Origin of the sequence: Pseudomonas gingeri (assembly GCF_013386115.1) — a bacterium.
Taxonomy (GTDB): domain Bacteria; phylum Pseudomonadota; class Gammaproteobacteria; order Pseudomonadales; family Pseudomonadaceae; genus Aquipseudomonas; species Aquipseudomonas gingeri.
The window spans coordinates 135,571-157,936 of record NZ_JACAOR010000002.1; the positions used below are offsets into that span (position 1 = coordinate 135,571).

At 64.4% G+C, this 22,366-nt stretch carries 14 protein-coding genes; 7 read left to right on the forward strand and 7 right to left on the reverse strand.

All coding sequences use genetic code 11. From position 1 onward, the window contains the following. Positions 1-39: 39 nt before the first annotated feature. Positions 40-1,530 carry an L-piperidine-6-carboxylate dehydrogenase gene (gene amaB / locus HX881_RS05515; RefSeq protein WP_177083323.1) on the reverse strand — a complete coding sequence of 497 codons (1,491 nt, stop codon included), beginning with the start codon at positions 1,528-1,530 and terminating at the stop codon, positions 40-42. A gap of 163 nt (positions 1,531-1,693) precedes the next feature. On the opposite strand from amaB, the gene HX881_RS05520 reads away from it, so the two are divergent. From HX881_RS05520 to HX881_RS05540, 5 genes are all read left to right on the forward strand, one after another. Beyond that, the gene (locus tag HX881_RS05520; protein WP_017125042.1) at positions 1,694-2,599 is read left to right on the forward strand and encodes a LysR family transcriptional regulator; all 906 of its coding nucleotides are present in this window, start codon (positions 1,694-1,696) and stop codon (positions 2,597-2,599) included. A gap of 209 nt (positions 2,600-2,808) precedes the next feature. After that, complete coding sequence (gene pncB / locus HX881_RS05525; protein WP_177083325.1) at positions 2,809-4,008, forward strand: nicotinate phosphoribosyltransferase; 1,200 nt, start codon at positions 2,809-2,811, stop codon at positions 4,006-4,008. Positions 4,009-4,044: 36 nt separating this feature from the next. Further along, on the forward strand, positions 4,045-4,872 hold the full coding sequence (nadE, locus tag HX881_RS05530; protein WP_177083332.1) for an ammonia-dependent NAD(+) synthetase: 828 nt from the start codon (positions 4,045-4,047) through the stop codon (positions 4,870-4,872). Between the two features lie 368 nt (positions 4,873-5,240). Further along, complete coding sequence (locus HX881_RS05535; RefSeq protein ID WP_177083335.1) at positions 5,241-6,263, forward strand: DUF1338 domain-containing protein; 1,023 nt, start codon at positions 5,241-5,243, stop codon at positions 6,261-6,263. A gap of 109 nt (positions 6,264-6,372) precedes the next feature. Then, positions 6,373-7,068 (forward strand): hypothetical protein, encoded by a 696-nt coding sequence (locus HX881_RS05540; RefSeq protein WP_177083337.1) that lies wholly within the window; start codon positions 6,373-6,375, stop codon positions 7,066-7,068. Between the two features lie 36 nt (positions 7,069-7,104). Here HX881_RS05540 and azu read toward each other — a convergent pair whose 3' ends face one another. After that, positions 7,105-7,551, reverse strand: a complete 447-nt coding sequence (gene azu, locus HX881_RS05545; RefSeq protein WP_017125047.1) for an azurin — start codon at positions 7,549-7,551, stop codon at positions 7,105-7,107. Between the two features lie 433 nt (positions 7,552-7,984). Here azu and HX881_RS05550 point away from each other — a divergent pair, with 433 nt between their 5' ends. Next, the gene (locus HX881_RS05550; protein WP_017125049.1) at positions 7,985-8,158 is read left to right on the forward strand and encodes a hypothetical protein; all 174 of its coding nucleotides are present in this window, start codon (positions 7,985-7,987) and stop codon (positions 8,156-8,158) included. Between the two features lie 217 nt (positions 8,159-8,375). Here HX881_RS05550 and HX881_RS05555 read toward each other — a convergent pair whose 3' ends face one another. The 5 genes from HX881_RS05555 to ssp4 form a co-directional block, all read right to left on the reverse strand. Then, positions 8,376-9,278: a transglutaminase family protein gene (locus tag HX881_RS05555; protein ID WP_177083338.1), complete on the reverse strand. Its 903-nt coding sequence runs from the start codon at positions 9,276-9,278 to the stop codon at positions 8,376-8,378. Then, positions 9,278-11,764, reverse strand: coding sequence for a circularly permuted type 2 ATP-grasp protein (locus HX881_RS05560; RefSeq protein ID WP_177083340.1), 2,487 nt, complete (start codon positions 11,762-11,764; stop codon positions 9,278-9,280). Before HX881_RS05560 ends, HX881_RS05555 begins: the two co-directional genes overlap by 1 nt. 87 nt (positions 11,765-11,851) lie before the next feature. Beyond that, positions 11,852-15,127 (reverse strand): transglutaminase family protein, encoded by a 3,276-nt coding sequence (locus HX881_RS05565; RefSeq protein WP_177083342.1) that lies wholly within the window; start codon positions 15,125-15,127, stop codon positions 11,852-11,854. Between the two features lie 176 nt (positions 15,128-15,303). Next, entirely contained in the window at positions 15,304-15,768 is a 465-nt protein-coding gene (locus tag HX881_RS05570; RefSeq protein ID WP_017125053.1) for a hypothetical protein, read from the reverse strand. Beyond that, entirely contained in the window at positions 15,768-16,688 is a 921-nt protein-coding gene (ssp4, locus tag HX881_RS05575) for an Ssp4 family T6SS effector (RefSeq protein WP_017125054.1), read from the reverse strand. The genes HX881_RS05570 and ssp4 overlap by 1 nt, the downstream gene beginning before the upstream one ends. 281 nt (positions 16,689-16,969) lie before the next feature. Between ssp4 and HX881_RS05580 the strand changes: the two genes are divergently transcribed. Beyond that, the gene (locus tag HX881_RS05580; RefSeq protein ID WP_177083344.1) at positions 16,970-22,363 is read left to right on the forward strand and encodes a hypothetical protein; all 5,394 of its coding nucleotides are present in this window, start codon (positions 16,970-16,972) and stop codon (positions 22,361-22,363) included. The last annotated feature ends 3 nt before the right edge of the window (positions 22,364-22,366 follow it).

Genomic DNA, 22,366 nt, shown 5'->3' on the forward strand with positions numbered 1-22,366 from the left:
CAGCCGGGCAGTGCGGACGAGCACTGCGCTCGCAGGGCCTCAGTCGAAGGTGATGCCCTGGGCCAAAGGCAGTTCCAGCGAGTAGTTCACGGTATTGGTCTGGCGACGCATGTACCCGCGCCACGCATCGGAACCGGACTCACGGCCGCCACCGGTTTCCTTCTCGCCGCCGAACGCGCCGCCGATCTCCGCCCCGCTCGGGCCGATATTGACGTTGGCGATACCGCAATCGCTGCCCACTGCCGACATGAACTGCTCGGCCTCGCGCACATCGGTGGTGAAGATGCACGACGACAGGCCCTGGGGCACTGCATTGTTCAGCCGCAGGGCCTCGGCGAAGTCGCTGTAGCCGACCACGTACAGGATCGGCGCGAAGGTCTCGCTGCAGACCACTTCACTCTGCTCCGGCATTTCGACGATGGCCGGCGACACGTAGTAGGCATTGGGGAATTTGTCCTGCAACTGGCGCTCGCCACCGAACACCCGCCCACCCTCGCTCAGGGCCTGCTCCAGGGCGTCCTGCATGTTCTCGAAGCTTTGCTTGTCGATCAGCGGGCCGACCAGGTTGCCTTCCAGCGGATGGCCGATACGCACCTTGGAATAGGCCGCCTTCAGACGGGTGACGATCTCCGCCTTGACCGATTCGTGGGCGATCAACCGTCGCAGGGTGGTGCAGCGTTGGCCGGCAGTACCGACGGCGCTGAACAGGATCGCGCGTACCGCCATGTCCAGGTCGGCGCTCGGGCCGAGGATCATCGCGTTGTTGCCGCCCAGTTCGAGAATGCTGCGGGCAAAGCGCGCGGCCACTTTCGGCGCCACTTCGCGGCCCATGCGCGTGCTGCCGGTGGCACTGATCAGCGCCACACGCGGGTCATCGACCAGCGCGGCACCGGCATCGCGGCCACCGATGATCACCTGGCTCAGGTACTCGGGAGCATCGTGGAAATTCTTCAGCACCCGCTCGAACAGCGCCTGGCAGGCCAGTGCGGTCAGCGGGGTCTTCTCCGACGGCTTCCAGATCACCGAGTTGCCGCAGACCAGCGCCAGCGTGGTGTTCCAGGCCCAGACCGCGACCGGGAAGTTGAAGGCGCTGATGACGCCGACCACGCCCAGCGGGTGCCAGGACTCACGCATGTGGTGGCCCGGACGCTCGGAGGCGATGGTCAAACCGTAGAGCTGGCGCGACAGACCGACCGCGAAATCGCAGATATCGATCATTTCCTGCACTTCACCCAGGCCTTCCTGGGTGATCTTGCCGGCTTCCCAGGACACCAGTTCGCCCAGGTCGGCCTTGTATTCACGCAACACCTCGCCGAACTGGCGCACCAGCTCGCCACGACGTGGGGCCGGCACCTTGCGCCAGGCGTCGAAGGCGCGCTCGGCACGGCTGACCTGCTGTTCCACTTCCGCCGGGCCTTCCCAGCTCACGGAGGCGATGCGACTGCCGTCGATGGGCGAATGCACGGGCTGCTTGCCCTGTTGGTACAGCGCCGGGTTCACGCCAAGACGATCGAGCAATGCGGCAACCATGGGGTCACTCCTTCAAACGGGAATCGGAAATCTTCAGCCGGAAAAACACGGCGTTTCAGACCTCTAGTTGTAGCGGCCTTGAGACTTGCCAACAAACGACCTTTAGGCGAGATATCATTCCGTTTATTCATGCAGCGCAAGAAACAGAAGAAAAGGCCCGTTCATGCTGAATAAAAGACACCTGCCCTCGATCACTGCCCTGCAATGTTTCGAGGCCGTCACCCGCCATCTGAGCTTCACCCGCGCGGCAGAAGAGCTGAACCTGACCCAGAGCGCGGTCAGCAAACAGGTCGCGCAGCTCGAGGAATTGCTCCAGCACCTGCTGTTCCGTCGGGTGCGGCGGCGCCTGCAACTGACGCCGGCGGGCGACCTGTACCTGGTGGAAGTCCGAAAAATCCTGACCCAGGTGGAAATGTCGACGCATTACCTGCGCTCCTACGGCGGTGAAACCGAAGTCCTGCGAGTCTCCACGCCGTCGACTTTCGGCGCCCGCTGGCTGGTGCCGAGGCTCAAGGGCTGGCGCCTGCGTCACCCGCATATCCACCTGGACCTGTGCAACGAGCAGGAAGCCGACGATCTGCTGCAAGGCCGCAGCGACCTGGCGTTCTATTTCGGCCAGGGCTCGCGCCCGGGCACCGAGTGCGTGAAGCTGTTCAGCGAGGAACTGGTGCCGGTCTGCGCACCCTCCAGCCTGCCGGACAAGCCGTTCGCCGACCCGACGCAACTGAGCGACCTGGTCCTGCTGCAGAATGCCTCGCGCCCCCAGGCCTGGCATGACTGGTTCGAAAGCCAGGGTTACCAGACCGAACACAGCTACCACGGGCCGCGCTTCGAAACCTTCTACATGTGCATTCGCGCGGCGCAGGTCGGCTGTGGCGTGGCCCTGCTGCCACGGTTCCTGGTGGAAGAGGAACTGGCCGACGGCAAGCTGGTCATTCCCTGGCAGCACGCGATGCCCAGCCACGACGCCTATTACCTGGCCTATCCGGAGCATTCGGCGGAAGTACCGAAGGTGCGCGATTTCGTGCGCTGGATGCTGGAGCAGATCGACAGTCCCGTGCAATCTTGAGGACCGCTTCGCGGGCAAGCCCGCTCCCACAAGGGATATGTGATCGACTGTGGGAGCGGGCCCGGTCCGGGTGGCACTCCGACGAAAAGGCCGGGGCAGCCAACAAAAATCGCTGGTAAAACCGCCCGCGGATATGCGCCACTAGCGGTCTTCATTCAAGTACTGCCAGGACGCTGCCATGACGCGCGACCGGCATGGAGATACCCGTTATGAGCGATAAGGCCTTCGGCGATCGCATTGTGCAGAACCTGCTCGACACCGACTTCTACAAGCTGACCATGATGCAGGCGGTGCTGCACAACTACCCCAACGTCGAAGTCGAATGGGATTTCCGCTGCCGCAACAGCGAGGACCTGCGTCCGTACCTGGCGGAAATCCGCTACCAGATCGAGCGCCTGGCCGAGTTGAGCCTGAGTGCCGACCAGTTGAGCTTCCTGGAACGCATCAGCTTCCTCAAGCCGGACTTTCTGCGCTTCCTCGGCCTGTTCCGCTTCAACCTGCGCTATGTGCACACCGGGATCGAAAACGGCGAGCTGTTCATCCGCCTGCGCGGTCCGTGGCTGCATGTGATCCTGTTCGAGGTGCCTTTGCTGGCGATCGTCAGTGAAGTGCGCAACCGCTACCGCTATCAGGAAACCCTGCTGAGCCAGGCCCGCGAGCAGTTGTATCGCAAGTTCGACTGGCTGAACGCCAATGCCAGCCCCGACGAGCTCGCCGAGCTGCAGGTCGCCGACTTCGGCACCCGCCGGCGTTTCTCCTACCGGGTCCAGGAAGAAGTGGTCAGCGTGCTCAAGCATGACTTCCCGGGGCGCTTCGTCGGCACCAGCAACGTGCACCTGGCCCGCGAGTTCGACATGAAGCCCCTGGGCACCATGGCCCACGAATGGATCATGGCCCACCAGCAACTCGGCCCCCGGCTGATCGACAGCCAGATCGCCGCACTCGATTGCTGGGTCCGCGAGTACCGTGGCCTGCTGGGTATCGCCCTGACCGACTGCATCACCACGGACGCTTTCCTGCGGGATTTCGACCTGTATTTCGCCAAGCTGTTCGACGGCTTGCGCCATGACTCCGGCGACCCCGTGCATTGGGGCGAAAAATGCATAGCCCGTTATCACCAGCTGGGCATCGACCCGATGAGCAAGACCCTGGTGTTCTCCGACAGCCTCAGCCTGCCCAAGGCCCTGGAGATATTCCGGGCCCTGCGCGGTCGGATCAATGTCAGCTTCGGCATCGGCACCAACCTCACCTGTGACATTCCCGGGGTGGAGCCGATGAGCATCGTGCTTAAAATGACCGCCTGCAACGGTCAGCCGGTGGCGAAGATTTCCGACGAGCCGGGCAAGGCCCAGTGCAAGGACCCGAACTTCGTCGCCTACCTGCGCCACGTGTTCCAGGTGACCGACTAATCCGTTTTCGATTGAATGTTACGTGAGGAGTGAATCATGCAAGCCGTACAGCGCCAGATTGCTGAACAGCTCAAGGTCCAGCCGCCGTTCGCCAACCAGGCCGCCCTCGAGGCCGAGGTGGCAAGGCGCATCGCCTTTATCCAGAACTGCTTGCGCAACTCGGGCCTCAAGACCCTGGTGCTGGGCATCAGCGGTGGCGTCGATTCGCTGACCGCCGGCCTGCTGGCCCAGCGTGCCATGCGTGAACTGCGCGAAAGCACCGGCGACGCGCAGTACCGCTTTATCGCGGTGCGCCTGCCCTATGAAACCCAGTTCGACGAACACGACGCCACCGCCTCGGTGAACTTCATCGACCCCGACGAGCGCCATACCGTGAATATCGGTCCGGCGGTGAAGTCGCTGGCCGGCGAAGTCGCGGCCTTTGAAGGCAAGGCGGCGGTCTCGCGGGACTTTGTGCTGGGCAACACCAAGGCGCGCATGCGCATGGTCGCGCAATACACCATCGCCGGCGCCGCCAATGGCCTGGTGATCGGTACCGACCACGCGGCGGAAGCGGTGATGGGCTTCTTCACCAAGTTCGGCGACGGCGCCTGCGACCTCGCGCCCCTCAGCGGCCTGGTGAAGAACCAGGTCCGGGCGATTGCCCGCAGCTTCGGCGCCCCCGAGTCGCTGGTGGAGAAGGTTCCGACCGCCGACCTCGAAGACCTCGCGCCGGGCAAGCCGGACGAAGCGTCCCATGGCGTGACCTATGCCGAGATCGACGCCTTCCTGCACGGCGAAGCGGTGCGCCAGGAAGCCTTCGATATCATCTGCCGGACCTACGAAAAGACCCACCACAAGCGCGAGATGCCTTTCGCGCCATAGGCCCCATGATGATCGTTCCCATGCTCTGCGTGGGAACGCCTCACCGGACGCTCCGCATCCAGCCTTGCTGCGACGACGCGGAGCGTCGAGGGCTGCATTCCCACGCAGAGCGTGGGAACGATCAAAGCGCGAGATGCCCTTCGCGGGCAAGCGGTTCGCCCACAGGTTGCGTTCGGACCGGGAATCCAGCTCCGACGCGATCACTGTGGGAGCCGGGCTTGCCCGCGAAAGCGCCAGCCCGAGGAACAAATCCCTTCCAGACACCACAACCCGACAAAACGGAATGAACCCAGCATTTTTTTTCGCTTGCCCGGTTGCCGTCCGAGGGCTTTCATAGGGACTCATTTTTGCCGCCAGAGTCCTGCCCCATGTCCTCCTTCGAAGGCCTGTTCTCCCTTGTCGCTTCCGTGCTCGGCCAACCCGCCGCCCAGTGGCTGGAACAACACGTCGACGTGCCGGCGGCGCTGCATGACTTCTCCTTCGACGACGACGCCCTGCATCGGGTCTGGCTGGCCGAAGCCCTGAACCTGTGCCTGTTCCACAAGCTGGTGGAAGCCGTGCCCGATGGCCGCCGCTATGTGGAAGAACAGGCCGGGGACGGCCGCAAGGTGGTGTTCGACCATGGCGCCATCCGTACCGTCGACTGGCCCGAAAACGGCGAGTTGCCGCGCGGACGCCTGGCCTTCTCGCGACTGCTGGAGCCCCTGGGCTTCACCGATGTCCGCACCTACCCGCTGACCAAGCTGGGCATGACCGGCTGGGGTTATCGCCAGATGGACCTGCCGGAGGATATCGCCCAGTTCTTCGTCTCCGAACTGCACCCGGGACGCTTCAGCGAGGCCTTCCAGGACGCCGTCGGGCGCGTGGTCGCTTCCAGCCGCGACCCGCTGCAGGCCGAGCACCTGAGCATTCTCAAGCGCCTGCGCCTGACCCGCCATTGCCAACTGGGCGAAGCCCTGGTCCTGTTGCCGGCGTTGTACCAGGCCTTTGGCCGGCAACACGGCGCGGTGCACGAGGCGGACTACCGGGTCCTGCTCGGCGAAAGCGCGGAAATGGCCTGGATCGCCACCGAGGGCAACAGCTTCAACCACCTCACCGACCGCGTCGCCGATCTTGAGGCCACGGTCGCCCAGCAGCGCCAACGCCAGCGACCGATGAAGGACAGCATCGAAGTCTCCGCTTCCGGCCGTGTGATGCAGACCGCCTACCGTGCCTGCACGGTCAGCCGCGGGCTGATCGATGCCCAGGGCCAGTATCGCGAGCATTCGGTGCCGGGCTCCTTCGTCGAATTCATCCAGCGCCGGATCGATCCGGAAACCGACCGGCTCGACCTGAACTTCGACAGCAGCAACGCCCAGGGCATTTTCAAGATGACGGCCTCGAAGGCCTGAAGCAATGGCCTGTTTATCGTAGGAAATTTCTGTTTTATTCGGCACCTCTTGAGACGCCGGAAACACCTCGGCAGTCTGCGCCAACCCTTGTTGGTCAGGACTGCCGCCGATGTTGTTCCCGCACAAAGCCCCTCATATCCGAGCCACGCCCCTCTTCCAGCGCCCGTGGATCATTCCGCTGTTCGGACTGATCGGCGCACTGTGCTGGATCGCCACCGCCACCAGTCAGTCAGGCACCACGGCGAACGGTCGTCCCAGCAAGGAACACTTCACCCTGACCGGCGCCATGCCCGGCCAGACGGCATTGCGCGCCAGTGCCCGCTATACGCCCGATCGCCAGCAGGCGGGTTGCCCCTACCAGCATCCGACCCTGCACTTCGATACCCCTGCGGGCGACACCCGCCGCGACTTCGACTTCGACATACCCACCGGCTATGAACTGCCCGACTGCCAGCTCTCCCTGAGCGAGGTGAGCTTCGAGACCGAGGCGTTCTACGGCCAGGACAACCACCAGCGCAGCATCAGCAACAGCGGCGCCATCACCCTGCGCGACGATCTGCGGGCGGGCGTGTCGGGATTTCCGGCGTCGGGGGAAAAACACTATCGCGGTCTCTGCCACTGGCAGGAGCAGGACACACCGGCCGGCGTCGAGCCGCAGAAAACCCTGAGTTGCTACAGTGTCGACGAGCAGTGGCAGATGCTTGGCAATGACTACAAGCGCAAGCAGCTGGGCGGGGTATTCAGCCGCCAGGAGCTGGAGGGGAGGAAGATTCGGCTGGAGTTGAGGATGGGCGATCAGTCCTGACCCCGCGTGGCGCGGGATCAGGTGCGACAAAGGCCGTTACTTGAGGGTGACGGTGCCTTTCATCATCGAGATATGGCCCGGGAACGAGCAGAAGAAGCCGTACTTCTCACCCGCGGCCAGCTTCGACACATCAAAGGTCACCGAGTCTTTCTCGCCGGCACCGATGATCTTGGTATGGGCGATGACACGGGCGTCGCCGTCCTTCAGGTAGTTCTTGTCGATCCCCGCCGCCATGCCGTCAGAGGCGATCGGCTGCATATCGGCTTCCTTGCTCAATACCCAGTTATGGCCCATGACATTCTTTGGCAGGCTGCCGCTGTGGGTCAGTTCGACGGTGAAGGTCTTGCAGCTCTTGTCGATTTCAATGGCCTTGGTATTGAAGGACATCTGGTCGGTGGAATCGACGGTGGTCTTGCACTCGGCGGCAAGCAACTGACCACTGGCGAGGGTCAGCAAGGATACCGCAACAACTTTGGCGAACATGGTGAATCTCCAAGGCAGGGTATGAAAATCAAGGGATCAAATGGGAAGACTGCCTGAAACCAGGCCGGGTTCCCATGATCTGAATCAAGAGATTGTATACAATCCTAAGCTATCGCCTCGATGGATACAATCAACCAGCCAGACGAACCGGCGCGGCTTAACATTAGCCCATCGTCATCCACCGGAGCGTCTGCCATGCCTCTCAACAGCCTGCTGTACAGTTTGCTCGCCGCCTACGCCTGTGGTGCCTGCGGCACCTGTGAAACGCCGGCCCGCGAGCGTTAAAGCTTGGAGCCTGGTCGGCCAGCCTTTACTCTGGAGGCAGAGCGCGCTGGCGCCCGTGTCCGCCCGTGCCATTGCCACGTGTACTGCGTGACGAACACAGGCACAATACGCGCCGCTCAACCTCACCTTCGACCCCAGAGGATCGCCCATGGCCAAACCCAATTACTCCTTCGCCAAACGTCAACGAGACCTGGCCAAGGAACAGAAGAAAGAGGAAAAGCTGCAACGCAAGAAAGCCGAGGCCGAAGCCCTGCTGACCCCTGAAGCAGACAGCGACACCGCGCAAGACACCGAAGAAAAAGAGCAGGCGCCGGACGCCTGATCACACCGGACACCGGCAGGGCAGAACTAGTCCAGAAGCCGGCAGGTATGGAAACGGGCCTGTGTGAGAGCGGGCTTGAGTGGATGGGGCTTGTGTGGGAGCGGGCTTGCCCGCGAAGCTTTTAGCGATTCCGACTGCTCCCACGCTCCGCCTAACCCACAGAGCGGACGCGAAGCGTCCAGCGAGGCGTTCCCACGCGGAGCGTGGGAACGATCAATCAGGGCCCTGCCTCGCCCACCGGCATCACCGTCACCCGGACTTCCGGGTCATGGCTGCCGCCCCCCAGAATCACCCCCCGCAACGGCGACACATCGGAGAAATCCCGGCCCCAGGCCAGGGTGATGTGCTCCAGTGCCGGCTGCACATTGTTGGTCGGATCGAAATCCACCCAACCCAGCACCGGACAGAACACCGACACCCAGGCATGGGACGCATCGGCGCCGATCAGACGGGGCTGGCCGGGCGGCGGCTGGGTCAGCAGGTAGCCACTGATGTAGCGCGCCGCCAACCCGCGCGAGCGCAGGCAGGCAAGCATCAGGTGGGCGAAGTCCTGGCAGACCCCGCGCCGGCGCTCCAGCACCTCCACCAGCGGCGTGGCGACCTGGGTCGCCTCGGCATCGAAGGTGAACTCGTGGAAAATCTTCTCCATCAGGGCCTGTACGCCCACCAGCAACGGGCGTCCCGGAGCAAAACAGCTCTCGGAGAACTCGACGAAGCTTTTCTTCAGGTGCACATAGGGTGACTCGAAGCGATAGCGGCAGGCCTCCAGCAACTCGGCCGTCACCGGCTGGCTGCTATAGGTCAGGGCACCGCGCGTCTCTTCCCAGGCCGGCGACTGGTTGAAGTCCAGTGCCGGCCGCGCCAGCACTTCCACCGTCAGACAGGCGTTGACCAGCAATTCATCGTGGGGCCGCTCGAATGCCAGGCGGGTCAGCGGATTGCCGAAGACATCCAGCTCATCGCGGCGGGTGGTCGGCTCGGGGCTGATCTGCAACGTCCGCGCACTGCAGCGCTGCCAGTCGCAGGCGCGCGGCCACAAGTGCGCCAGCTGCTGGGCGAGGGACACCGGGCTGTCGTAGTGATAGTGGGTGTCGTGGAAGATCTGGTACTGGGCGCTCATCACACGGACACCGTCTGCTGGCTGATATCATCGACATGGGCGAAATGCCGCAAGGCCAGGCGATCGGAGACCTGGCCGCTGGCATCGGCGACCTCCTGCAACAGCCCGGCGAGACCGTCGAGCACCTCGCGCACGCCGGTGTCGCCGAACAGCGCGCTCTCCAGGTTGCCCAGGTCGAACCGCGCCAGACGCTCCACCAGCTGGTTCAGGCCCAGCTCGCGCGGCACCCCGAAGTCATCGTTCAGGCGACGCAAGGTGCGGCTCACCAGTTTCAGCTGGAACAACACCGCATGGGGGTTCTGCTCGTCGAGCAGCAGCAGGTCGAGCACCGGGATCAACTGCGGCACCGCCAGGTAGCGGGAACGGTAGGTGATACTGCTGTTGCCCAGTTCCAGCAGCCACTCCAGGCCGGCCTGGTCGAACACCGCGATCCCGCGCAGGAACGCCGCCAGGCTGCTGCTGAGAAACTGCAGGCGCTCGATGCGCCGCCCGATCATCAGGAAGCGCCAGCCTTCGTCGCGGGTCATGTCGTCCAGGGCAAAGCCGGACAACGCCGCCAGGGACATCACCAGCCGGTTGAGGAAGTCCAGCAGCTCACCGAAATCCGGGGCTTCGGTTTCCAGGCTCAGGGCCTCGCGTTGCAGCTCCACCAGGGCCTGCCAGTTTTCCCGCGACAGCTTGCCGCGAACCTGGGACGCCGCCCACTGCAAGCGCTGCAGGTTGGCCCGCAGGCTGAAATGCCAGTCGTCGCCGAGCAAGGCCGCCTGCAGGCGTTCCGGCAGCTCGCCTTCGTCCGGCAGCAGCATCAGGCTTTCGCCCAGGTCGACCGCCGCCTGCAGGGCTCGCGGGTCGTCGCCGTCCACATACCGTGCGAGCATGATCCGCAGCAGCCGCGCGCTGTCGTCGCAGCGTTCGCAGTAGCGACCGAACCAGAACAGGTTTTCCACCACCCGCGACGGCAGGTAGGGATCGCGCCGCACCAGGTCGTGCACCCCCAGGGAACGCTGGGCGCGCCATTGTTCACCGCTCGGCATGCGTTCGCTGAGGACCCAGGTGTCCTTGCTCGCACCGCCGCGCTGCATCGACACCACTTCGGCATCGGCTTCCGCCGCGACCCGGGTCAGGCCGCCGGGCAACACCCGATAGCCGTCGGCACTGGCGACCGCATAGACCCGCATGCCGATGGCCCGCGGTTGCAGGCTGCCGTCCTGTTCCTGCCAGATCGGCGCATGGGACAGCTGCGCCAGTTCCTGGGCGACATAGGCGTAGGGCCGCGCCCGCATCCGCTCGGCCAGGGCCTGGCGCTGGGTATCGTCGAGATCGCGGCCGAACACCGGCACGAAACTCTGGGACGGAAAGGCCGGCTTGATCAGCAGCTCGGGGAGTTTTTCCAGGGCCTGGGCCAGTACCGGGGCCTCACCGCACCACCAGGTGGCGATGGACGGCAGGAGCAGCTCTTCACCGAACAGATGCTGGTTGATCTTCGGCAGGAAACCCAGGAGTCCGGGCGACTCCAGCACGCCGCTGCCCAGGGCGTTGGCCACCAGCACCCGGCCCTGGCGCACCGCCTCCAGCAGGCCGGGCACGCCCAGGGCCGAGTCGGTGCGCAGTTCCAGGGGATCGCAGAAGTCGTCGTCCAGCCGGCGCATGATCGCGTGGACCCGCTGCAGGCCGCTCAGGGTCTTCAGGTAGACCGTGGCGTCGCGCACGGTGAGGTCGCCGCCTTCCACCAGTGGATAACCCAACTGGCGGGCCAGGTAGAGATGTTCGAAGTAACTCTCGTTGAAGCGTCCCGGGGTCAGCAGCACCACCAGCGGCGCTTCGGCGTCGCTCGGTGCCTGGCGCACCAGGGTTTCCTGCAGCGTGCGGAAGAACCCGGCCAGGTGATGCACCCGCAGGTCGCGGTACAGGTCGGGAAACGCCCGCGATACGATGGTCCGGTTTTCCAGGGCATAGCCGGCCCCGGAAGGTGCCTGGGTACGGTCTGCCGTGACCCACCAACGGCCATCGGGAGTGCGCGCCAGGTCCACCGCGAACAGGTGCAGGAAGGTGCCGTCCGGCGGCCGGATCCCCTGGCAGGGCCAGAGGAAATTGTTATGGCCGAACACCAGCTCGGCCGGCAGCAGGCCGTCGCGGATCAGCGTCTGCGGGCCGTACAGGTCCGCCAGCACGGCGTTGAGCAGCCGCGCGCGCTGGGCGATGCCGGCGGCCACCTGCTGCCATTCGTCGGCCGGGATGATATGCGGGAGCAGGTCGAGCTCCCAGGGCCGGTCGGCACCCTTGGGGTCGGCATAGACGTTGTAGGTCACGCCGTTTTCCTGGATCTGCCGGGCCAGCAGGGCCTGGCGCTGGGCCAGTTGTGTGGGCGTACTGCGCTGCAGTTGGTCGAACAGCGGCCGCCAGTGCGCACGGACCGCGCCACTGTCGTCCAGCAGTTCGTGATAGGTACCCGGTGTCAGCGGGTAGCGGTCAAGCAGGTCGGGCATGGAAAGCTCGGCAGACGGCAAGGGAAGTCAGGTTAACGCAGACATGTGACGCACGGATATGCGAAAACTCCGTGCGCCCTGTCAGGCTTATGTGTGTCGCAGGTCCAACGTCATCGGCAGTTCATCGTTGATCTTCAACAGCGGGATCGCCAGCACGCCCGGGCTGTGGCCAAGGCGGAAGAAGCGCGCCATGCGGCGGCTCTCCGCCTCGTTGGCGTTCACCGGCAGCGTCTCGTAGTTGCGCCCGCCCGGATGGGCGACGTGGTACTGGCAACCGCCGAGGGAGCGTTGCATCCAGGTGTCCAGCAGGTCGAACACCAGCGGGGCGTGCACCGGGATGGTCGGTTGCAGGCAGTTGGCCGGTTGCCAGGCGCGATAACGCACGCCAGCGACGAACTCGCCGACCCGCCCCGTCGGCTGCAACGGCACCGGGATACCGTTGCAGGTCAGCAGGTAACGTTGCGGCGGCAAGCCGTTGAGCTTGACCTGCAGGCGCTCCAGGGACGAATCGACATAACGCACCGTCCCGCCGACCGCGCCCTCCTCGCCCAGGACATGCCAGGGTTCGAGGGCCTGGCGCACTTCCAGCTCGATGCCATTGACCGCGTAGTCGCCGACTTTCGGAAAGCGGAACTCCAGGTGCGCGGCAAACCATTCCGCGCGCAGGGGATACCCGGCGGCGTTGAGGTCGACGATCACATCGGCGAAATCCTGCTCGATAAAGTGCGGCAGCAGGAAGCGGTCATGCAGCTCGGTGCCCCAGCGCGCCAGCTTCGGCGGTGCATAGGGCTCGCGCCAGAAGCGCGCCACCAGCGCCCGCAGCAGCAGTTGCTGGGTCAGGCTCATGCGCGCATGGGGCGGCATTTCAAAGGCGCGCAATTCCAGCAGGCCGAGACGCCCGGTGGCGCCGTCCGGCGAGTAGAGCTTGTCGATGCAGAACTCGGCACGGTGGGTGTTGCCGGTCACATCGATCAGCAGGTTGCGCAACAATCGGTCCACCAGCCAGGGCGGGCACTCTTCGCCCGGCGCGGGCATCTGCGCGAAGGCGATTTCCAGCTCGTACAACGAATCGTTGCGCGCCTCGTCCACCCGCGGCGCCTGGGAAGTCGGGCCGATGAACAGCCCGGAAAACAGGTAGGACAGCGACGGATGGTTATGCCAGTAGCTGATCAGGCTGCGCAGCAGGTCGGGGCGCCGCAGGAACGGCGAATCCGCCGGGGTCGCGCCGCCGAGGACAAAGTGGTTACCGCCACCGGTACCGGTGTGGCGCCCGTCGATCATGAATTTCTCGGTGGTCAGGCGGGTCTGGCGCGCCTCCTCGTAGAGGAACTCGGTGCGTTCGACCAGTTCGTCCCAGCTCGCGGACGGCTGCACATTGACTTCGATCACGCCCGGATCCGGCGTCACCCGGAAGTTCGCCAGGCGCCCGTCGGCGGGCGGCTCGTAGCCTTCCAGCAACACCGGGCAATGCAGTTCCCCGGCGGTGGCCTCGATGGCGCCGACCAGTTCCAGATAGTCCTCGACCCGCTCCAGGGGCGGCATGAACAGGTACAGGCGGCCTTCCCGCGCTTCGGCGCACAAGGCGGTGCGGGTCAGCCAGTTCGCCGACTGATCGATCTGCGGCACGCGTTCGTCGGCCGGCGCCGGCTCGCCGTGGGCCTTGAGGGCTTCGGTGCCGGGCAACTCGGGCAGGTCCTGGTTCGGGTCGAGCGGATGCACGAACGGGTATTCCGCCGCCGTCACCCAGGGCTGGGAGGCCAGCGGCAGGCGGTAGCCCAGCGGCGAGTCGCCCGGCACCAACCGGCAATGGCTGTCGCGCAGGTACCAGCGTCCGCTCTGCCAGCGGTCATTGGCGGCGGTGCGCGCCAGCGGCAGGACCTGGCCGATCACCTTGTCCAGGCCCTGGGAGAACACCTTGCGCAGGCGCGCGCGCTCCAGTTCGTCGCCCAGCCGCGGATCCTCGGCGCTGACGTTGATCGGCAACTGCCCCTCGCGCCAGAGGTAGTAGAAGTTGTCCTCGTAGGCCGGGAAGACAAAACGGCCCGGCAGTTTCAGGCGTTCGGCGACGCTGGCGAGAAAACGCCCGGCCAGTTCGCCATCGGCGCCATAATCCTCCTGCTCATCGGCGATCAACGCGCTGTTGTGCCAGATCGGCACGCCGTCGCGGCGCCAGTAGCAGTTCAGCGACCAGCGCGGCAGTTGCTCGCCCGGGTACCACTTGCCCTGGCCGAAGTGCACCAGGCCTTGCGGGGCATAACGCTTGCGCAGGCGCTGGAACAGTTGCGCGGACAGCCGGCGCTTGTCCGGCCCCAGGGCCGCGGTGTTCCACTCGGCGCCATCGGGATCGTCGATGGAGACAAAGGTCGGCTCGCCGCCCATGGTCAGGCGCACATCGCCTTCGAGCAGGTCGGTGTCGATCTGTCGACCCAGGGCCTGGATCGCCAGCCATTGCTCCTCGGTGTAGGGCTTGGTGACGCGGGGCGCCTCCCAGATCCGCTCCACCGACATTTCATGGCTGAACTGCGACTCGCAGGGCTCCACCAGGCCGCTGATGGGCGCCGCTGACGACGGATCGGGGCTGCAGGCCAACGGGATATGCCCTTCGCCGGCAAACAGCCCGGAGGTGGCGTCCAGGCCGATCCAGCCGGCACCCGGCAGATAGACCTCGCACCAGGCGTGCAGGTCGGTGAAGTCGACCTCGGTCCCGGACGGACCGTCCAGGGCCTTCACATCGGCGGTCAGCTGGATCAGGTAGCCGGAGACAAACCGTGCCGCCAGGCCCAGGTGACGCAGCAGTTGCACCAGCAGCCAGGCCGAGTCGCGGCAGGAGCCGGACGCCGCTTCCAGGGTGTATTCGGGCGTCTGTACGCCGGGCTCCATGCGGATCAGGTAGCCGATGTCCTCGCTCAGGCGCTGGTTGAGGGCCACCAGGAAATCCACGCTGGGCTTGGGCGTCAGGTCGATGCCGTCGAGATAGGCCTTGAACCTGGGCGTCAGCGGCAGCTTCTCCAGGTAGGGCATCAGCTCGTGCTTTTCATCGGCCGCGTAGGCAAACGGGATCCTCTCGGCGTAGGGCTCGAGGAAAAAGTCGAACGGATTGAACACCGCCATCTCGGCGACCAGGTCGACCTCGATGCGCAATTCGTCGGTCTTTTCCGGGAACACCAGCCGCGCCAGGTAGTTGCCCTGGGGGTCCTGCTGCCAATTGATGAAATGCTGCTCGGGCGCAACCTTCAGCGCATAGGAAAGAATCCGCGTGCGGCTATGGGGCGCCGGACGCAGGCGAACGATCTGCGGGCCGAGCTCGACGGCGCGCTCATAGCGGTAATGCGTGACATGGTGCAATGCGACATGGATCGACACGGCGTGCCTCCTGCGAGCCTGGGCTTATACCTGTGCGCGCAAGACTTATGCCACCCGGGCAAGTCCTGCGCTTTCGGCGTGAGTCGTGCTCGCTCAGCTAAGCACAGCACCAGAATGGCGCCAGCTTGAGGGCGTAGTGCAGAGAGTCGCACAGAAACGGGGCGAACGCCCGGACATCAGCCCTGGCGTGACTTGCGCCGGGCCTTAAGGGCCTTGCGCAGGGCTTCGCGCTGGTGGCGGATAGCGACGAGCCGGTGGCGCATTTCGCGGTGGCGCCGACTGTTGAGCAACAGCAGGCCAACCAGCGGGGCCAGGACGGCCAAGGCGTAGATGAACCGATGGGGATGCGAGGTGATGGTCGGCAGCACGCTCAGAAAGCACAGCGCAAAGACCAGGACCAGCCCCCAAACCCATTGCGGACGGCCGCGCACGATCAGGAAGTTGCAGTGCACCACCACCAGGGCCAGGACCAGGACCGCGACGAACATGCCGGTCGCCTGGCCGTCCAGGGAGGCATCGGGAAAAAAGTGGCCGCCCACCAGGGGCACGCCACAGCTGATAGCGACCAGCGCGGCAAAAATCCCGCCGATGAAGGTGGGGAAATACTGCGCCAGGAAACGCGGCAGGCTCAACTCTTCCATTACTCCTCGATCTCCTCGTAGAGCCCCACGGCAATGGTTTTCACATTGCCGGACAAGGCACTGCCGGTCAGGCCGATCGCCGCCCCCAGGGAGTCCTTGATCTGGGTCACGGTGGCATGCTTGATCTGGGTAGGCGTGAAGCGCTTGGGCAGTTCGCCGGCCAGTTGCTTGAGCTTGAGCATTTTCGGCGTCAGCCGCGGATCGTTGATGCTCAACAGCTCCTTGGTCAGCTTCGAGCGCTCCTGGCGGTTCAGGCCCCGCAGCACTTCGCGGATTGTCTTGCCGGTGGTGGCCTTGGTCATGCGCACCAGCTTGAGGGTGGTCAGCGACGAGGCGCCGACTCCGACCAGGGAAGCCGCATCCAGGGCGATGGAGGTGTACTGGTACCAGGCCTCGCCATCGAGGTAGTCATTGCGGGCGGGATTGACCGCTTCGTTGACTGTCCGATAGCCGCCGACGACGCATTGCGCGGTACTCGCGACCGCCGCGGTGTAGCCAATGGCGACCAGCACCGAACTGGCGCCGGCCGAGAACGGCACGGCCACCGAGCCGCTGAGCACCACCACCCAACCGATCACCGCGCCGGCGCACGACAGGCTGGTATTGATCGCCTCGCCGACCAGGCGCGACTCGCGGGGATTGTCCTGCACCTGCTGGGCGAACTGCACCGGCGCGATGTACTTCTGCGCCTCGCGCAGGATGATGCGCTTGGGCTTGATGCTGCAGATCGGCTGGAATTCGCGCAGGGTGACCACGTTGAAGTCGGCGTCGATATAGACCACACCGGCCCCGACGATGCCGGGGTCGGCATCGATCGCGGCAAACAGCTGGGGCAGATTGATCTGGCTTTCGATGCGTTTGCGCGCGAGGAACTGCGAGGGGCTGGAGTCCATGCCAATGCCAGGGAGCGGGTTGCTCATGCAGTGTTCATCCTTGAATCGAGCGCGGGGAAATTCGCCGCACCTTAGCAAACGAACCTGGTCTCCGATAGAAACCAAAATGCCAGTATCCGGCCAGCCCGCAGCTTTCGCCGGGGCGCCTGGCATCCACCGGCAGGTCGCTCGACCCGCCTGCGGACGAGGGCGAAATCTCTGCACGGTAGATATCTAACACCTTGGCAAGGCCGTTCCGCCCTTAGATGACACTCCGACTGTTTCTGCCCCTGACTGACGCAGGCAACGCCACTGAAGAGAGTGTCTCCATGACCGCAATCGCCCCCTTCCCTGTAGTCGACTCACCTGGCGACTATCTGATGTCCAGTGACACCTGGTCCGACTACGATGCGCTGGACACCATCGAACACCAATTGACCTCTTTCCTCGCGCCACTGAGCGCCGAGGAACAGAAACGCTACCTGGCGCTGTGCCGGGAAGAACCACGGCTCAAGCAAAAGCTGGCCGAATCGCTACAAGGGTTCAAGGCCCGTTTCGAACGCAACGCCAGGCACGATCTGCGCACGGCACTCCATGAGGAAACCGGCCAGTACATCGATGCGGAAAAATCCCGGCTGAATACCAAAACACTGAAAGTTCCCCCGCGTACCGACGCCAAGGACCCGATCGAGCTCATCTACAGAATCATCGAGCAGTATCGGAAAACCAGGCACCGCAGAGCCCTGGACCCAAGCGCCCCGGTAGAGGAGATCATCTCCATATCCCTGTGGCAGGCCGCCAGGGAGAACTTCTCTTTCACCGGCGCCACGGCCTCGTTTCCTTCGGGCTTCGATTTCCAGAGGCACAGCAGCATCAGTGTCGTCTGCGAAGATCCCGCGCAGAGAGTATCCCTGAGCGTGGATCGCTTTATCTCGGTCGTTCGCGCCCTGGACCTGGGATCGCGCCTGAGACGCGAACTGCATGAACAAATGATCGGCCAGATCAACGACGCACTGAGCGCCCTTCAGAAGGCCAGCCTGGAACTCGCGGTCCTGGAAGCCTTGCGCCAGCAGACACTGCCCGGCACCGATCAGCCCTCGGCGGAAAAATTCATGCAGGCCGTGGCCGATAAACAGCTCATGAGCGCACAGTTCTACAGCCTTGATTTTGGTCGCGACTACCTGCCCAATTTCGGCGATCTGCAATGGCTGCCGCTGCCCTTCTGCCTGATGCGTTTCGAGCGCGGAGCCTCTCAAGGCGTATTCAGTTATTTCCCGGACCGGCCGGGCGGCGCCCTGCGCTACCACCTGACGTCCGCGCTGGCGCTCAAGGATCTGCGCGATCAGATACGCGAGGATGCGGGTACGGGCCAGATCACCTGGCTCACACGCACCATGTCGCTGATGAACCAGGCCGACTTCTACGGCAAGCTCAAGGTCCCGAGCGTCGATGAAAACGAACTGACCACCCCCGCCCGCTGGTTGTACAAGGCGTTTGGCGATACCGAAGCACCGGCCCGACGCATCAATCTGGTCATGACCCCGCAGGCGGAACGCGAGCAAAGCAGTTCGGTGCTGGACACGCTGACCCGGACCCAATCCCTGAGACTGATCGCCGACATCAGCAATCTCGCCACCACCCGCCGCAGCCTCGACTGGCAGACGCTGATCAACACCCTTCAATGGATGGCCAGCGAGACAATGGAACTGCTCCTGCTGCCCTTGCCTGGCGGAGTGCTGGGCCTCAACCCTCTGATGATCAGCGCCAGCCTCGGCACCCTGGCCTACCAGAGCCTGGTGGCCAGCACCGAATTGGCCAGCGGCAGAAAAATGGAATTCGTGCAGGCCGTCACCGATGTGGCGGAGCTGGTCATCACGGCTCGAATCCAGGCGATCGGCGCACGCCTTTCGGCCCGCCGCACCCGCGCACTGATCGAGTCCATGGGCAGGCCCCGCACGGTGACACAGGCGACCGGCAATGCCCTCTGGCTGAGTGACCTGCGCCCTTACACGCCGCTCGCCCAGAGCAGCGTCGAGGGGCTGACGGTTGATGCCCAGGGCCTGATCAGAAAAGACGGCAAGCTCTATGTCCAGATCAAGCTCGACACCGAGACCCGGGTCGGCGAGGTCATGCTGGACAAGGACAGCGGGCGTTATCACCTGTTACACCCGGATGCCGGCAGCTACAGGCCCGCCATGGTGTTCGATCCTGTTACCCGCTCGTGGAAACTGGCGCCGGTCGATATCAGCGCACTCTCCGACACCCAGTTGCTGCAGAAAATGCTGCGCCGCGATCTGCCCTCCCTCAATGAGCAGGAACTGGGCCGGTTGCTGGCATGGTCGGACCTTTCCCGGTCGAAACTGGAAAAAATCTGGCGGGGCGATGAAACAGCCCCCTGGGAAGCCAATCAGGCCATTGCCGAGTTGCAGGTGCGTAAGGCCCTGGATCAGCTGCGAGAGGCCCTCGACAGCCCCGACGCCAAACTGGCGCCCTATGCCGACAAGGCCTTGCCCGCCCTGCTCGCCCGGCAACTGCAGGCGCCCCTGGAGATCGAGAGCCGCGAGCCGGGCACGTCCAGCCGCTACGCCGACTTGCCACGCGCGGATGCCAGGCCGAAACCGACGATCATGCTGAGCGAAGACCAACCGGGGCGCTACCGGCCCGCGTATGAGCCGAAGTCGGCCGAAACGGGTGCGCTGCTGGAAACCACCCTGAAGGCCTACGAACACCTCAACCAGCACCGTTGGGCGAGCGAGACGGCGGGCGTGATCGAGCAGAGCTTCGAACAGCGCCTGACCCAGCTACGCAAGGCGCTCGCCCGGGATATCAGGGATCACCAGCACGCCCTGTACCTGGCCCTGCTCGATACCCCGACGCGCTCACAACTCAAGCCGAGCGACCCGGCCTATGCCTTTGCTCCCGTCAGCCAACCCGGCAAGCCTCTCAAGCCCGCCGTCGGCGTCCTGCGGGAACGCTTTCCGGGATTGAGCCAGGCGGCGGCCATCGACCTGGTGGACAAACACTCATCGCTCCAGGCCATTGCCCTGGATAGCCGGATCGAGCCCGCGGTGCTGGCGGCGGTTCAGGCGTCACAACAGCAGAGCCGAATCATCAGTGCGCTGGCCGGTTGGGCGGACAGGGCCGAGCGCGGCCTTGGCGAAGACAGCGAGGCCCTGTTCTGCCGGCTGTTGTGCAGCCTGCCACGCTGGCCCGGCAACCTGAAGATCCGCATCGACCCGGGAATCGACAGCAGTGGCCGACCGATCATCTCGACCCTGCCCTCGCGCAGCTACGGGCTGGAGGACGCCACGACCACCCTCAGGTTGTTCAGAAACGACGAGCGCTACATGGGCATCGATGCCACCGGCGGCCTGATCTACGGGCCCTCGGCCGAACACAACCTCGCCGGCAGCGTGCTGCGCTCACTCAATGATGCCCAGCGCGATGCCCTGGGCTATCGACTCGACGAGCCGCAGCGTCTGGTCGACGATCTGCTGCGACTCGCCCAGGAGCATCGCGAAGATCTCAAGGAGCTGCTCCCGGTTCCCGACCAGTACCTGCTCACCCCTGGCCGACTGGCGCATTTTCGTCAGGACAAACACCTGCCCATCGCCGACGACGAGCAATCGCTGTACAACTTTGGCGGCAAGCGCTTTGTAAGCATCGACGGCGGCGCCTATCAGGTCATGGATGATCGAGAGGCCTCGACGCCGACGCGCAAGGTCTACCGCATCGTCAGACCCGGCGACCCGGTGGCGGCGGACCCCGAGAATAGCTATGTCCCGACGCGCCCCGGCAGAAGCGAGCCGATCACTCGTCGCGCGGACGGCCAATGGGTCGGGATTATCGTGGGCGGGGCCGGCGGCATGCCGCGCAGGCTGAGCCGGCTGGAAACGATCAAGCTGCAGGACGACCAACTTGTCCACGAGTTGGCAACCCATCATCGCGCGCTGCAAGCCTCCCAGGAGCGAATGCCGGCAATGCGCGACGCCGTCATCCGGGCGGCTGACGACAACGCCCGCAGGATTGCCAGGATCGCCAATGAGGTTTACCTGCGCACCCACCTCAATCTGCTTGAGCAACACATCAAACGCTACGAAACCCACAAGGAACTCTGGAGCCGGAAACAGGCGACCGATATCTACCGCAGAGAACTGCACGATATGCGCTCCAGCCAGGTGGAGTTCTACTCCAGGCTGTTCCTCGCCGAGGACGACAACTTCATCGCCCAGGCCGGCCCGGTCCTGCCGAACCCATTGACTCACCTGCGAGAGTTCCGGGACTTCAACAGAAAGATGCTGGCAAGCCTCACCAAGCGAACGCCCATCCTGGAACAACGGCAGGTCGCGATTGCCAGCCTGCGCGAGCTGGCGCCAGGCGGGCAGACCGAGCAAAGGATCGAGCAGTTGATCCTGGGGACGCCCACCACGATCCGGGCCATCGACATGGGCAAGCTGATCGCCCTGAGCAATCTGTATTCGGTCGGCGACCCGGTGAATCTGAGCGCACCGCCCACTTACCACTTCGAGGCGACCCAGGAAATGACGCGGTTCAGGGAAGTCTTCGTGACCCTGGACCAGATCAGGCTGATCCCCGAGGACAAGCAGATCGCCGTACTCGATAACCTGTTGGAACAAACCTCGGGGATACGGGAAAACTTCGAAGCGATGCGCGACTACCCCACCGCCGCCACGGAGACAGCCCATCAAAAGGCGATCATCGACCTCATCGGCGAGTTCAACGACGCCATCGTCGGCGAGCTGGAACAACGCTATGCACAGGCCCACAGCAATGAAGCCCTGTCCACCGACCTCGACGCCATCGACCTGGACTTTCTCCCCGCCCAGCCATCGACCAGCCATTTCCCGCCCCCGCGAAAGCGCCTGATCAAAGTCAGGCGGGGCGGCCAGGATCACCTCAAGCTCGGCCAGGAGCGCATCACCGACGATGGCGAAACCCTGGTCGATATCATCGAAGAGAACAAGCCGGGCCTCCCCTTCCGGTCCTATCGCCAGGTCAACGGCCAATGGCAAGGGACTCTCAGCGAAGCCCCCGCGGCCCCCGTCGAACAGCCCAGCAAATTGCCAGCCACCCGACTCAGCGACGCCAATCAGCTCCTGGGGCAAGTGGAAACCTATCTGGCCAAGGCCCAACGAGATGAACAGGCCAGGCAGAACCCGAGCAACATCGTCGAATACCTTGACGCCAGGGCCGAGCGACTGGACCAGCACGCCACGGATATCGCCGCCCTGCCGGCCGCCGAGGCCCCGCAGGCGCCGGCCTTGGCCGCTCGCCTCAGGCAAGCCGGCCAGAACCTGCGCAACGAAGGCGAGAACATCAGGCTGAGGCTATACAAGGACCCGAACGTACTCAGCGTGCAGCGCCTGCTCTATCTGATCGACAACGATCAGATAGAGGTCAGAAAGATCCAGGACCGGGTCGAGCGCGGCAAGGGCGCCAGGAAAAACTACCTGGATGTCTATTCGATACGCGACAAGGCCACCCGGAAGGAACTCTGGCATGCGCATTTCCACTACGCGCGCAAGGATACCCCGCCGCGCAACTTCGAACTCAAGGGCGGGCACCTGAAAACCCTGGCACAAAGCAGGCTGGGCGTGGAAAGCCAGATTCGCCAGCAACAGCAGGGGTTGCCCCATACGCCCATCTGGCGCGAAGCCTTCGATGGGCGTACGGCACAACAGCTGTTTGATCGGGTTGCCTGAGGC